16 protein-coding genes are annotated in these 12,323 nt (G+C 35.6%); 15 read left to right on the top strand and 1 reads right to left on the bottom strand.

The annotated features are described in order from the left end of the window. The 8 genes from secY (at window position 1) to rplQ (ending at window position 4,758) form a co-directional block, all read left to right on the top strand. The gene (gene secY, locus IW15_RS15215; RefSeq protein ID WP_034712983.1) at window positions 1-1,380 is read left to right on the top strand and encodes a preprotein translocase subunit SecY; all 1,380 of its coding nucleotides are present in this window, start codon (window positions 1-3) and stop codon (window positions 1,378-1,380) included. 3 nt (window positions 1,381-1,383) lie between these two features. Continuing rightward, complete coding sequence (infA, locus tag IW15_RS15210; protein ID WP_027381317.1) at window positions 1,384-1,599, top strand: translation initiation factor IF-1; 216 nt, start codon at window positions 1,384-1,386, stop codon at window positions 1,597-1,599. A 62-nt stretch (window positions 1,600-1,661) separates the two neighbouring features. Then, window positions 1,662-1,778: a 50S ribosomal protein L36 gene (gene rpmJ, locus IW15_RS22370; RefSeq protein WP_007839480.1), complete on the top strand. Its 117-nt coding sequence runs from the start codon at window positions 1,662-1,664 to the stop codon at window positions 1,776-1,778. Window positions 1,779-1,787: 9 nt separating this feature from the next. Further along, window positions 1,788-2,165, top strand: a complete 378-nt coding sequence (rpsM, locus tag IW15_RS15205) for a 30S ribosomal protein S13 (protein ID WP_007839478.1) — start codon at window positions 1,788-1,790, stop codon at window positions 2,163-2,165. A 12-nt stretch (window positions 2,166-2,177) separates the two neighbouring features. Continuing rightward, window positions 2,178-2,567 carry a 30S ribosomal protein S11 gene (gene rpsK, locus IW15_RS15200; protein WP_027387198.1) on the top strand — a complete coding sequence of 130 codons (390 nt, stop codon included), beginning with the start codon at window positions 2,178-2,180 and terminating at the stop codon, window positions 2,565-2,567. A 19-nt stretch (window positions 2,568-2,586) separates the two neighbouring features. Then, window positions 2,587-3,195 carry a 30S ribosomal protein S4 gene (gene rpsD / locus IW15_RS15195; RefSeq protein WP_034712980.1) on the top strand — a complete coding sequence of 203 codons (609 nt, stop codon included), beginning with the start codon at window positions 2,587-2,589 and terminating at the stop codon, window positions 3,193-3,195. Between the two features lie 33 nt (window positions 3,196-3,228). Continuing rightward, on the top strand, window positions 3,229-4,224 hold the full coding sequence (locus IW15_RS15190; RefSeq protein WP_034712976.1) for a DNA-directed RNA polymerase subunit alpha: 996 nt from the start codon (window positions 3,229-3,231) through the stop codon (window positions 4,222-4,224). A gap of 6 nt (window positions 4,225-4,230) precedes the next feature. Then, on the top strand, window positions 4,231-4,758 hold the full coding sequence (rplQ, locus tag IW15_RS15185) for a 50S ribosomal protein L17 (RefSeq protein ID WP_034712974.1): 528 nt from the start codon (window positions 4,231-4,233) through the stop codon (window positions 4,756-4,758). A 57-nt stretch (window positions 4,759-4,815) separates the two neighbouring features. Here the strand turns inward: rplQ and IW15_RS15180 are convergent, their stop codons facing one another. Then, window positions 4,816-5,250, bottom strand: coding sequence for a hypothetical protein (locus IW15_RS15180; RefSeq protein ID WP_034712971.1), 435 nt, complete (start codon window positions 5,248-5,250; stop codon window positions 4,816-4,818). Window positions 5,251-5,429: 179 nt separating this feature from the next. Here IW15_RS15180 and IW15_RS15175 point away from each other — a divergent pair, with 179 nt between their 5' ends. The 7 genes from IW15_RS15175 to IW15_RS15145 all read left to right on the top strand — a co-directional run bounded on the left by IW15_RS15175 (window position 5,430) and on the right by IW15_RS15145 (window position 12,286). Next, complete coding sequence (locus IW15_RS15175; protein ID WP_034712969.1) at window positions 5,430-6,062, top strand: response regulator transcription factor; 633 nt, start codon at window positions 5,430-5,432, stop codon at window positions 6,060-6,062. 5 nt (window positions 6,063-6,067) lie between these two features. Then, a complete protein-coding gene (locus tag IW15_RS15170; RefSeq protein ID WP_034712967.1) occupies window positions 6,068-6,862 on the top strand; it encodes a hypothetical protein in 795 nt (264 codons plus the stop codon). Next, window positions 6,862-7,461, top strand: a complete 600-nt coding sequence (locus IW15_RS15165; RefSeq protein WP_034712964.1) for a hypothetical protein — start codon at window positions 6,862-6,864, stop codon at window positions 7,459-7,461. Before IW15_RS15170 ends, IW15_RS15165 begins: the two co-directional genes overlap by 1 nt. After that, window positions 7,458-8,246: a sensor histidine kinase gene (locus IW15_RS15160; protein ID WP_034712961.1), complete on the top strand. Its 789-nt coding sequence runs from the start codon at window positions 7,458-7,460 to the stop codon at window positions 8,244-8,246. Before IW15_RS15165 ends, IW15_RS15160 begins: the two co-directional genes overlap by 4 nt. 181 nt (window positions 8,247-8,427) lie before the next feature. Next, entirely contained in the window at window positions 8,428-9,720 is a 1,293-nt protein-coding gene (gene eno, locus IW15_RS15155; RefSeq protein ID WP_034712959.1) for a phosphopyruvate hydratase, read from the top strand. A gap of 81 nt (window positions 9,721-9,801) precedes the next feature. After that, window positions 9,802-11,088, top strand: a complete 1,287-nt coding sequence (locus tag IW15_RS15150) for a citrate synthase (RefSeq protein WP_034712958.1) — start codon at window positions 9,802-9,804, stop codon at window positions 11,086-11,088. 130 nt (window positions 11,089-11,218) lie between these two features. After that, window positions 11,219-12,286 carry a helix-turn-helix domain-containing protein gene (locus IW15_RS15145; RefSeq protein ID WP_034712957.1) on the top strand — a complete coding sequence of 356 codons (1,068 nt, stop codon included), beginning with the start codon at window positions 11,219-11,221 and terminating at the stop codon, window positions 12,284-12,286. Window positions 12,287-12,323: the final 37 nt, after the last annotated feature.

Here is a 12,323-nt window from a genome sequence, read left to right as displayed (position 1 = left end):
ATGAAAGAATTTATACAAACCCTCAAAAATATTTGGAGCCTAAAGGAATTAAGAGATAAAATTCTCTTTACGTTAGGGATTATCCTTGTGTATAGATTCGCATCTTATATCTCTTTACCTGCAATTAACCTTGCACAAGTAGGAGATCTCTTAGAGCATTATAAAAATCAAGGCGGTAACAAGCAAGGAGCAGGTCTCCTTGGCTTGCTTTCGTCGTTTACGGGAGGAGCTTTCAGCCACGCTTCCGTAATGGCGTTGGGTATCATGCCTTATATTTCAGCTTCTATTATTGTTCAGTTGATGGGGATGGCTATCCCTTATCTTCAGAAACTTCAGAAAGATGGAGAGTCCGGTAGAAATACATTGAACCAAATTACAAGATGGTTAACGATCGGAGTTTGTTTAGTACAGGCCCCTTCTTATTTAACCTCTATTACTCAATTATTCTTACCATATGCTCAGTTCCAGTCTGCATACTATGTAGAGCCAAATTCTATCATGTTCTGGCTTCCAAGTATTGTTATCTTGGTGGCAGGTTCAGTATTTGCAATGTGGTTAGGTGAAAAGATTACCGACAAAGGAATTGGAAATGGTATTTCCATCCTTATTATGGTAGGTATTTTATCTAGATTACCAGAAGCATTTGTTCAGGAAATGGCCGTGCAGAACGGAAAAGGAGGAATGGGATCTATCATGATCCTTATTGAAGTGATATTCTGGATGTTGGTTGTTCTGCTTGCAGTAGTCTTATCTGTTGCAGTCAGAAAAATTCCAATTCAATATGTAAGCAGAGCTCAAGCAAGAGGAGGTGTAAACAGAAATCTTATGCAGGGAGCAAGACAATGGATTCCATTGAAAGTTAATGCTGCCGGGGTTATGCCAATTATCTTTGCTCAGGCATTGATGTTCGTACCTGGTTTATTAACCAAATTCGATGAGTCTAATACTTTTCTTGCAGGTTTCAAGAATGTTTTTAGCTGGCAGTACAATGTATTGTTTGCGCTATTAATTATTATCTTCTCATTTTTCTATACTGCGATTACAATTCCGGTTAACCAGATGGCTGATGATTTGAAGAGAAACGGAGGTTTAGTACCGAAAGTAAGACCCGGGAAAGAAACAGCTGATTATTTAGATGATATTTTATCAAAAATTACCTTGCCAGGTGCAATATTTTTGTCTATCTTTGCAGTCCTTCCAGCAATAGTGCATGGAAGCTTTGTTCAGACAGACGCGTTCGCTCTATTTTTTGGGGGAACGTCATTATTGATTATGGTGGGAGTAATTTTAGATACTGTTCAACAGATCAATACATATCTGCTGAACCATCATTATGATGGCTTAATGCAGTCTAAATTGTCAAGAACGACTGGATACTAATTTATGGCGAAACAAAAACATATTGAACAAGATGGCGTAATTACTGAAGCGCTTTCAAACGCCCAGTTCCGTGTTGAACTGGAAAATGGGCATATTCTTATCGCTCATATCTCCGGTAAAATGCGTATGCATTATATTAAACTATTACCTGGTGATAAGGTAAAATTAGAAATGTCTCCTTACGATTTATCTAAAGGAAGAATTACATTTAGATATTAAATAACTGCCAAATGGAATCCTCGGACTTCCATTTGGCCTTGTTAAAAAATAAATACTATCAAATGAAAGTTAGAGCATCAATCAAAAAAAGAAGTGCTGATTGCAAAATCGTACGCAGAAAAGGTGTACTATTTGTGATCAACAAGAAGAACCCAAAATTTAAACAAAGACAAGGCTAATATTAAATTATGGCGAGAATTTCAGGTATTGATTTACCAAAAAACAAAAGAGGCGTTATCGGTTTGACTTATATTTATGGCGTAGGAAGAAGTACTTCTTCTGAAATCTTAAAAGCTGCCGGTATTAGCGAAGACAAGAAAGTCAACGAATGGAATGACGATGAATTGGCTGCAATTAGAACTTACATCTCTGAAAACGTAAAAGTAGAAGGAGAACTTAGATCTGAAGTGCAATTGAACATCAAGAGATTGATGGACATAGGATGCCAACGAGGAATACGTCACAGACTAGGACTACCTTTAAGAGGCCAGAGAACGAAAAACAACTCTAGAACCCGTAAAGGAAAGAGAAAAACAGTTGCTAACAAGAAAAAAGCAAGTAAATAATCGTTAGGAATTATGGCAAAACAAACTAAAGTAGTTAAAAAAAGAAAAGTAAAAGTTGAAGCTATTGGAGAAGCGCATATTCAAGCTTCTTTCAATAACATCATCATTTCTTTAACAAATAAAAGCGGAGAAGTTATCTCTTGGGCGTCTGCCGGTAAAATGGGTTTCAGAGGTTCTAAAAAGAACACTCCTTTTGCTGCTCAAATGGCAGCAGAAAATTGCTCTAATGTTGCTCATGAAGCTGGATTAAGAAGAGTAAAGGTGTATGTGAAAGGTCCTGGTGCTGGTAGAGAATCTGCTATCAGAACAATTCACAATTCAGGTATTGAAGTTAGCGAAATTATTGACGTTACTCCTATGCCACACAATGGATGTAGACCACCAAAAAGAAGAAGAGTTTAATTTTTAGAATTTACCCATTATGGCAAGATATATTGGACCTAAAACTAAGATTGCTAGAAAGTTTGGTGCTGCAATCTACGGAGATGATAAAAACTTCGAAAAGAGAAAAAACCAACCGCCAGGACAACATGGTCCTAACAAAAGAAGAGGTGCTAAAAAATCTGAATACGCAATTCAGTTAGCTGAAAAACAAAAAGCTAAATATACTTACGGTATTTTAGAAAAACAGTTTGCTAACTTATTCGATAAAGCACACAGAAGTAAAGGTGTAACAGGTGAAGTTCTATTACAACTTTGCGAATCAAGATTGGATAACGTAGTATTCAGATTAGGTTTTGCTAAAACAAGAGCTGGTGCTAGACAATTAGTTTCTCACAGACACATCACTGTGAACGGAGAGCTGGTAAATATCCCTTCTTATTTGCTTAAAGCTGGTGATGTAATTGCAGTAAGAGAAAAATCGAAGTCTCTTGAAGTGATTACTGATGCATTAGCTTCTAAAGCAAACTATGAGTGGTTACAATTCAACGATGAGAAGAAAGATGGTACTTTCATTTCTGCTCCTGATAGAATCCAGATTCCGGAAGAAATCAAGGAACAACTTATTGTCGAACTTTACTCTAAATAATTTTTTAATCAATTTTTTGCTCAACCCAATAATATGGCAATTTTACAATTCATAAAACCCGATAAAGTAATTTTACTTAACTCTGATGAATTTAAAGGTCAATTCGAATTTAGACCTCTAGAACCAGGTTTCGGGCTTACAATCGGTAATGCTTTGAGAAGAGTGTTGCTTTCTTCTCTGGAAGGATACGCTATTTCATCTATCAAAATAGAAGGTGTAGAGCACGAATTTTCAACTATTCCAGGAGTAATCGAAGACGTTACCGAAATTATTCTTAACCTTAAGCAGGTAAGACTAAAAGCTATAGCAGAAGCACAAGCCAATGAGCAGGTGATTGCTAAAGTTTCAGGACAAACGATTATTACTGCTGGTGATTTAGGCAAGTCTATGAACGGATTTGAGGTGTTAAACCCTGATTTAGTAATCTGCAACCTAAATAGTGATGTAACTTTCGAAATTACTTTCAACGTAGAAAAAGGTAGAGGATATGTTCCTTCAGAACAGAACAAGTCAAACAATGCACCTGTAGGTACTATTGCGATTGACTCTATCTTCACACCTATCAAGAAAGTACAATACAGCATTGAAAATTATCGTGTAGAGCAAAAAACAGACTACGAAAAACTTGTATTAGATATTGAAACTGATGGTTCCATCAGTCCTCAAAATGCTTTAACAGAAGCTTCTAAGATATTAATTTATCACTTCATGTTGTTCTCTGATGAGAGAATCACACTTGAAACTGAAGCTGTAAAAGCATCTATCCAATACGATGAAGAAACCCTTCACACAAGACAACTTCTTAAATCTAAACTAGCAGATATGGATCTTTCAGTGAGAGCTCTTAACTGTTTGAAGGCTGCCGAGGTTGAAACGTTAGGAGAATTAGTTTCTTACAGTAAGTCTGATTTGATGAAATTCAGAAATTTTGGTAAAAAATCTTTGACAGAACTAGAAGAATTAGTGCATTCAAAAGGTCTTAACTTCGGTTTCGACGTTGCAAAATATAAGTTAGACGCTGATAAATAATTAATAATGAGACACGGTAAAAAATTCAATCACTTAGGAAGAACAGCTTCTCATAGAAGAGCTTTGCTTTCTAATATGGCTTGTTCTCTAATTGAGCATAAAAGAATCAACACTACTGTAGCTAAAGCTAAGGCTTTAAGAGTATATGTTGAGCCCCTATTAACAAAAGCAAAAGAAGATACTACACACAACAGAAGAATTGTTTTTTCATATCTTCAAAGTAAAGAAGCAGTTACTGAATTATTCAGAACAGTTGCTCCTAAAATCGCTGGAAGAGACGGTGGTTATACTAGAATCATAAAAACAGGTTTCAGACAAGGTGATGCTGCTGATATGGCACTTATCGAGTTGGTAGACTTCAATGAGCTTTACAATCCTAATGCTGAGGAGAAAAAGACGACAAGAAGAAGTAGAAGAGCTACAACTGCTAAAAAAGTAGAAGCTGTAGTGGCTGATGCTCCTAAAGCAGAAGAAAAAGCAGAAGCTCCAACAGCTGAAGCTGCAGACTCTACTGAAGAGAAAGCTGGAGAATAATATTCATTCAGATATATATAAAAAACCGTTCAGATTTCTGAACGGTTTTTTTATGCTCTATATTTTTGTTCTTTTGAGCTCAATGATATTGTTACCCTGCTCAAGATGCAGACTGTCTCCCACTACTCTTGCGGTCATATCATCTTTCTTGTAGATAGTTTCATCACCCTTTGTTTCTGACTTAGTAAGAACAAAGGTTTTCTTATTGCTGGTGATGGCCACCGTACTTTCTTTTGGATCATTTTTGAATACCACTTTAACCAATGTTCCATCTACAGCCTTATAAACATAATCTGTTTTTTCAGTTTTTTTGCCGTTTACCTCAAGGGTTGATGAACTCTGTGATACAGAATCAATCTTTCCGTTAGTATCTTTTACCACAGTCTCCGAACTGTCGGTTTTGATGATGCTTTTGTTACCGCTTTCTTTCTTATTGCAGCTTGTTAATGACAAAGCGATCATAGAAGCGGCTATTAAAAGTCCTTTTTTCATGATGTTTATTTTTTAATGTATTGTAGAATTATTTTGAATATCGTAAAATAAATTTGACTAAATTTAGTAAAAACAAAAAGCAAACCAATAACCTGAACTCAAAATTTTAAATTACACAAAGGGGTAATTGATTCCGCTTTGTTTTCTGTTGAAATTTGTCTTAAACAAAAATACGAAACATGAGCATTTCCATAGCCATAGTAGAAGACGAAAAAAACTACAACCATGCGTTGAAGAAAGTAATCGATTATCAAAACGATATGAAAGTGGCTGCTCAATTTTTCAATGGAAATGATGCTCTGCAAAATTTACCCGATCTAGTTCCAGATGTTGTTATGATGGATATTCAGTTACCGGATATGCTGGGAATAGACATTATTGAAAAGGTGAAAAAAGATATGCCCAATACCCAATTTATTATGTGTACAAGTTTTGAAGATGATGAAAAGATCTTCAGTTCTTTGAAAGCCGGTGCCATGGGATATCTCGTTAAAGGAGAAAGTATGGATAAAATTCTTTCTTCAATCCGTGATGTGCACAATGGAGGTGCACCCATGAGTTTTTGCATTGCCAGAAAAGTATTAGCCCATTTCGAACGTAAAGATATTGACACAACAGGAATGGATGAATTGACAAGTCGTGAAAAAGAAATCCTCGAACTTCTTTCGCAGGGATTTTTATACAAAGAAATTGCAAATAAGAAATTCATCAGCCTCGACACCGTCAAAAAACATGTTGGAAATATCTACAGAAAACTGCACGTCAACAATAAAGTTGAAGCAATCAATAAATTTAACCATTTTAAAAACTAAAAACCATGGAAACCTTGTGTAATGAAAAAACTGAAATCCTAAACTTAATTAGGAAAGCATTGTCAGAACAAAAGCTGGCGGTAAAAGAACTAAAGGAAATCAAAGATCTTTGTAGTACATTTATTAATGAACATGAATACACTGTTAAAGGAAAAAAAGATGATATTGTTCTTTTTCAGGATGCAGCCTTCTTTGATATGAAAGATTTTAATTATCCCGACAAATCTACAGTAATGCCTGCCGGCTCACCTAAACCAGGTGAATTTATTAAAAGATTTCTTGATGAATTTACAGATACAAAGTATCATACTACAGAAAGAATTTATAAAAAGGTTACAGAAGTATTGTTTTCAGTAAATGCTGATAAAATCCAGATTCACTTGGGACAAGAGAATGATGATATAATATTCTGTATTAAGAATTCAGAAGGAAAATATTTCAGAATTAACGATGTAGAAGAGCTTGTGGAAATTAACCCTGACTGTGTGTTGAATTTTAATAAAAATTTCGGAAAAGATTTAGATGATTACTTGTTTAAAAATACCAATGAACATAATAATACCAGACGTTTTGAAATTACAAGAAATGTTTATGAGTATATGAATAAGATGGAATTTGAAGCTATATTATGTCATCCTTGTATTTGTATGGATGATGACACAAGCAATCCATCGAACATATCATATAAGCACAGATATACTTATATGATGACATTTGGTGGGAAGCAATGCAGATTTGGCTGGTATTCCAATACATTAATATTCGACAGAAACGGTCTTTGCCCTCCAGGCTGCAAATAATGAGCATTCTTGATCTGCTTTATTTTATAATATTAGGAGTCAACTTAATGGTTTCCATTGTGGTGAAAGCACAATGGAAACATTTCTATTATATCTATTTTCTTATGACGATGGGAGTAGAGATAGTAACGCTTTATTTTCACGGTCTGCAACGCTTATACAATTTCCTTGATATCTTCAGTATGGTGTTTTTTTATTTTCTTTTTCGGGAAAGTCTGGTCTATAAGAGAATCGTAAAAGGAATTACCATGAGTATGGTAATTTTTTCTATATACTTAATGGCCGTCAGCAAAACCTCATATTCAATTTATACAGGGATTGTATTCTGTTTGTATTCAATCTTTCTGTCACTGAATTGGTTTCACAGCATGATCGCTTCTACAGAGAGCGAAACGTTGCGGATAACAGATAGAGGTTTGTTTTGGATAAGTTCATCGCTGTTGATGTGGTCAGTTTTTTACTTATTCAGAATGACGCCGATGTATTGGTTTAATAACAGAGATACGGAATTTTTATATACGCTTAAATACATTTTTCAGATTGCCACCATTATATCGTATGGATTATTCTTAAAAGGGCTTACACGCAAACAATTATGAAATCATTACCGGAAGAAATAAAACTTACCTTTCTTATTGCACTGCTGTTGGTGGTGCTATTTGTGGGCTTTATTATTTTCATTGTTCTCATGTACAACAGAAAGCAGCTTCTTTACCTCAAAGAAAAACAGCTTAAAGAATCGGAATATCAAAACCATCTGTTACAGAAAGAGCTTGAAACTCAAAAATCCATAGAACGTGAACGTGAAAGAATTTCCCATGATATGCATGATGATCTCGGAGCAGGAATTTCTGCACTTAAACTCCATGCAGAATTTTTAAAGCAAAAAGTGGAAGATGGTGAATTGAAAAATGATATTGATGAACTGTTGAAAACCTCTGAAGAGATGAATATCTCCATGCGAGAAATGCTATGGAGCCTCAATTCCGGAAATGATACATTAGGAAGCTTTGTTGAATATGCTCAGCTATATGCCCATAATTTTTTAAAAAAGTCCAACATCAGGCTTACTGCTGAAAGAGAAAATATTAACACCGATATGCCTGTTTCCACAGAATTGAGGAGGAATATGTTTTTATGCCTGAAGGAAGCTTTAAACAATTCCTATAAACACAGTAAGGCAGAGAACATTGAACTTTTATTCCGGCAGCATGGAAAAGAATTTGTAATGAAAATTACAGATAATGGAGTCGGAATTTCACCCGAAAAACCGGAAGGAAACGGACTTCGGAATATGAAGCGGAGAATGCAGGAGCAAAAAGGAGAATGCAGGATGAGTTCCTCTGGAAAAGGAACCGAAGTTATTTTTACAGCCAGCCTTTAAACGGCAGAAACCTTTCCTGAAAATCAGTCTGTTTAAAAATCCTCAGATTCTGAATTATTAAATTGATACAGTCATAAAATTAACTAAAAATTAACTTGAAATTTCACCAAAACGTAACGCTTAATTGGTCAAAAAAGTTATTTTTTGATTAAATTTGTATTAAACTATAAAATAATAAAAAATGAGTTACATTTCTTACATAGAAGCGAGACAAATTTTGGATTCTAGAGGAAATCCTACAGTTGAAGTAGATGTATTTACAGAAAGCGGGGCAATGGGCCGTGCAGCTGTACCTTCGGGAGCATCTACAGGAGAACATGAAGCAGTGGAACTACGTGATGGTGGTTCAGAATATATGGGGAAAGGTGTTCTTAAAGCTGTTGAGAATGTAAGAGAAGTAATCGCGCCTGAATTGGTAGGTCTTCCGGTTTTTGATCAGAACCTTATCGATCAGATCATGATTGATCTTGACGGAAGCAGCAATAAAGGAAATCTTGGGGCAAACGCAATTCTTGGAGTTTCTCTGGCAGCAGCAAAAGCAGCAGCAGCAGAACTGAAAATGCCTTTATATAAATATGTGGGTGGTGTTAATGCCAACACACTTCCTGTTCCAATGATGAACGTAATCAACGGTGGTTCTCACTCAGATGCACCGATCGCATTCCAGGAATTTATGGTAATGCCGGTAAAAGCAGATTCATTCTCTCATGCGTTGAGAAAAGGAACTGAAATTTTCCACAGCCTGAAATCTATTCTTCATTCAAGAGGATTATCTACTGCAGTAGGGGATGAAGGTGGTTTTGCACCCACTTTCAAAGGAACTGAAGATGCTTTGGATACATTGCTTCAGGCCATTGAAAAAGCAGGATATAAGCCTGGTGATGATGTAATGATCGCGTTAGACTGTGCTGCTTCAGAATTCTATAAAGACGGAGTATACGATTACAGAAAATTCCAGACTCCAGATGCCGCTCAGTTCTCAAGTAGCGAGCAGGTTTCTTATTTAGCTGAATTGGCAAATAAATACCCAATCATCTCTATCGAAGACGGTATGCAGGAAAATGACTGGGAAGGTTGGAAAATGTTAACCGATAAAATCGGAGACAGAGTACAGCTGGTAGGTGATGATTTATTCGTTACCAATGTTGAAAGACTGGCAAGAGGAGTAAAAGAAGGAATTGCTAACTCAATCCTTGTAAAAGTAAACCAGATCGGTTCTCTTTCTGAAACAATGGCTGCTGTACAAATGGCACAACACAACAAATTTACTTCTGTAATGTCTCACAGATCAGGAGAAACTGAAGATTCTACCATCGCAGACCTTGCAGTAGCAATGAATTGCGGACAGATTAAAACAGGTTCTGCTTCAAGATCAGACAGAATGGCGAAATACAACCAGTTGTTGAGAATTGAAGAAGCTTTAGGTGAAACTGCAATTTTCCCTGGATTAGAAGCTTTCAAAATAAAAAGATAATTGAAAATATAAATAACGGCAAGCGATAATTTTTGTTTGCCGTATTTTATGGAATTTAGTAAATTTAGAAAAAAATAAATAATGTCAGACAACAAAGTAATATTGAATTACGACGGTAATTCGTATGAATATCCAATCGTGGATAGTACTATCGGAGACAGAGGGATCGATATTTCAAAATTAAGAGACCAAACAGGTCTAATCACCTTAGACTTAGGGTACAAAAATACAGGAGCTACCCTTAGCGAAATCACTTACTTAGACGGAGATAAAGGAGAATTATTCTACAGAGGTTATCCTATCGAGCAGATTGCCGAGAAATCTAACTTTACAGAAGTAATGTATCTTTTATTACACGGTGATTTACCTACCCAAGATCAATTCAATACCTTTAACGGTAATATTAAAAAATATAACTTCGTTGCAGAAGAGATGAAAAAAATCATCGATGCTTTCCCTCGTTCTGCACACCCAATGGGAGTTTTATCTTCATTAACTTCCGCTTTAACTGCCTTCAACCCGAAAGCTGTTAACGTAAACTCTAAAGAAGAAATGGACCTTGCTGCAGAATTGCTTATTGCTAAATTTGCTCACCTTGCTGCATGGACGTACAGAAAAACTCTTGGGCTACCATTAAACCACGGAGATAATAACCTAAACTATGTAGAGAATTTCTACAAAATGGCTTTCAGACAACCGAATGCTGACTTCGAAATCAACCCTGTAGTAGTTGGAGCTTTAGATAAATTATTAATTCTTCACGCTGACCATGAGCAAAACTGTTCTACTTCTACGGTAAGAATGGTAGGTTCTGCTCACACAGGTCTTTTTGCTTCAGTTTCTGCTGGTATTTCTGCACTTTGGGGACCACTTCACGGTGGAGCAAACCAGGCAGTAATCGAAATGCTTGAATTGATTGAAAAAGATGGTGGTGATGTTAACAAATGGGTTGAAAAAGCTAAAGATAAAAACGATAGCTTCCGTTTGATGGGATTCGGACACAGAGTATACAAAAACTTCGACCCAAGAGCAAAAATTATCAAAAAAGCTGCTGATGATTTACTAAGTGCATTAGGTATTGAAGACAAAGCTCTTGATATTGCAATGCAGTTAGAAAAAGTAGCGCTTGAAGACGAATACTTCATCGAAAGAAAATTATATCCAAACGTAGATTTCTATTCAGGAATCATCTACAGAGCGTTAGGAATTCCTACAGAAATGTTTACTGTAATGTTTGCATTAGGAAGACTTCCGGGATGGATCGCTCAATGGAAAGAAATGAGAATCAAAGGGGATCCTATCGGAAGACCAAGACAGGTTTATCAGGGAGCTCAACAGAGAGACTACATCGATATGGTAAACAGATAATCTCTGTTCCAATATACATAAAAACCCAAAGCTTGCTTTGGGTTTTTTGCTTTCCCATGATTTTTAGAGAAATTTTGTAATTAAAATACAAGAATTCATTAAATTTACTTTCTTATAAAACTAATATACAATGAGTTTTGGTCAGCAGATATTATTCTTCTTTAGTGCGATAGGAGCCTTCAACGGTTTTCTGCTGGGTTTCTATTTATTGTTTGTGAAAAAATTAAAACACATTCCTGATTTCTTTTTAGGTCTTATTTTATTAACCCTGAGTATTCGGGTGGGAATCTCTGTTTGCATCTATTTTTATCCGGATTGTCCGCGGATTATTCCGCATATGGGATTGTCCGCATTGTTTTTTACGGGCCCGGCTTTGTTGTATTACATTCAATCCTCTTTTTTGAAAGAACAGTTTGATCTTAAAAACTGCAGAAAATCTTTTGGATTCTTAACCCTTATTTTAGGAATTGTAGGACTTCTATATGTACTGTTTCCTATTACCTGGGATACCTATTTTGGAACATTTATCTATACCGTTTGGACTATTTTTGTTTTTCTGTCGGTGTATAATTATTACATGTATTCAAAAAAAGAACAGAGAGCATCCAATCGGTTGATTCTTTCGGTTTTAGTGAGTAATATAATTATCTTCTTAGCCTATCAGCTTATTTCTACAGGCTGGATTCAGATCTATTGTGCAGGGGGAAGCCTAGTGTTTTCATTTGTTTTATATGCTAATTTTCTCATTCTATTTAATAAGAAACATCCATCTCCATCTGTTGAATATAAAGAGGCGAATAAATATTCAAGCAAAAAAATTTCAGAAGAACTGGCAGATAACTTTGTTTCAAAATTGGAAAGGATAATGAGAACGGAAACATTATATAAAAATCCGAATTTGAAATTAAGCGATGTTGCAGTAAAGATGAATATTTCTGCCCATCAGCTTTCACAGCTGCTGAATGATAATATGGGAAAAAGCTTTTCTACCTATATCAATGAATACAGGATCTATGAGGCATGTGAGAAAATAGAAAATGGGTCATATCTTAAAATTGAAGAAATAGGATATGAAGTTGGGTTCAACTCTAAGTCTACATTTTTCTCAACATTTAAGAAAATAAAAAATACCACACCGCTTTTACATAAGCAATCCCAAATGTCGACTGAGACGAGGTTTCAGAGTTCGAATTTATAATTCAGCACTTCGGAATTTAAACTTCAAAACTTACATT

Source organism: Chryseobacterium soli, assembly GCF_000737705.1.
GTDB lineage: Bacteria > Bacteroidota > Bacteroidia > Flavobacteriales > Weeksellaceae > Chryseobacterium > Chryseobacterium soli.
Note: the sequence above shows the minus strand (reverse complement) of the source record. Positions and strands in the feature narration are given on the sequence as shown.

What these genes read in the sequence shown, in the direction of transcription:
- secY (WP_034712983.1), top strand. Translation starts at nt 1, where the DNA reads ATGAAAGAATTTATACAAACCCTCAAAAATATTTGGAGCCTAAAGGAA.
- infA (WP_027381317.1), top strand. Translation starts at nt 1,384, where the DNA reads ATGGCGAAACAAAAACATATTGAACAAGATGGCGTAATTACTGAAGCG.
- rpmJ (WP_007839480.1), top strand. Translation starts at nt 1,662, where the DNA reads ATGAAAGTTAGAGCATCAATCAAAAAAAGAAGTGCTGATTGCAAAATC.
- rpsM (WP_007839478.1), top strand. Translation starts at nt 1,788, where the DNA reads ATGGCGAGAATTTCAGGTATTGATTTACCAAAAAACAAAAGAGGCGTT.
- rpsK (WP_027387198.1), top strand. Translation starts at nt 2,178, where the DNA reads ATGGCAAAACAAACTAAAGTAGTTAAAAAAAGAAAAGTAAAAGTTGAA.
- rpsD (WP_034712980.1), top strand. Translation starts at nt 2,587, where the DNA reads ATGGCAAGATATATTGGACCTAAAACTAAGATTGCTAGAAAGTTTGGT.
- IW15_RS15190 (WP_034712976.1), top strand. Translation starts at nt 3,229, where the DNA reads ATGGCAATTTTACAATTCATAAAACCCGATAAAGTAATTTTACTTAAC.
- rplQ (WP_034712974.1), top strand. Translation starts at nt 4,231, where the DNA reads ATGAGACACGGTAAAAAATTCAATCACTTAGGAAGAACAGCTTCTCAT.
- IW15_RS15180 (WP_034712971.1), bottom strand. Translation starts at nt 5,250, where the DNA reads ATGAAAAAAGGACTTTTAATAGCCGCTTCTATGATCGCTTTGTCATTA.
- IW15_RS15175 (WP_034712969.1), top strand. Translation starts at nt 5,430, where the DNA reads ATGAGCATTTCCATAGCCATAGTAGAAGACGAAAAAAACTACAACCAT.
- IW15_RS15170 (WP_034712967.1), top strand. Translation starts at nt 6,068, where the DNA reads ATGGAAACCTTGTGTAATGAAAAAACTGAAATCCTAAACTTAATTAGG.
- IW15_RS15165 (WP_034712964.1), top strand. Translation starts at nt 6,862, where the DNA reads ATGAGCATTCTTGATCTGCTTTATTTTATAATATTAGGAGTCAACTTA.
- IW15_RS15160 (WP_034712961.1), top strand. Translation starts at nt 7,458, where the DNA reads ATGAAATCATTACCGGAAGAAATAAAACTTACCTTTCTTATTGCACTG.
- eno (WP_034712959.1), top strand. Translation starts at nt 8,428, where the DNA reads ATGAGTTACATTTCTTACATAGAAGCGAGACAAATTTTGGATTCTAGA.
- IW15_RS15150 (WP_034712958.1), top strand. Translation starts at nt 9,802, where the DNA reads ATGTCAGACAACAAAGTAATATTGAATTACGACGGTAATTCGTATGAA.
- IW15_RS15145 (WP_034712957.1), top strand. Translation starts at nt 11,219, where the DNA reads ATGAGTTTTGGTCAGCAGATATTATTCTTCTTTAGTGCGATAGGAGCC.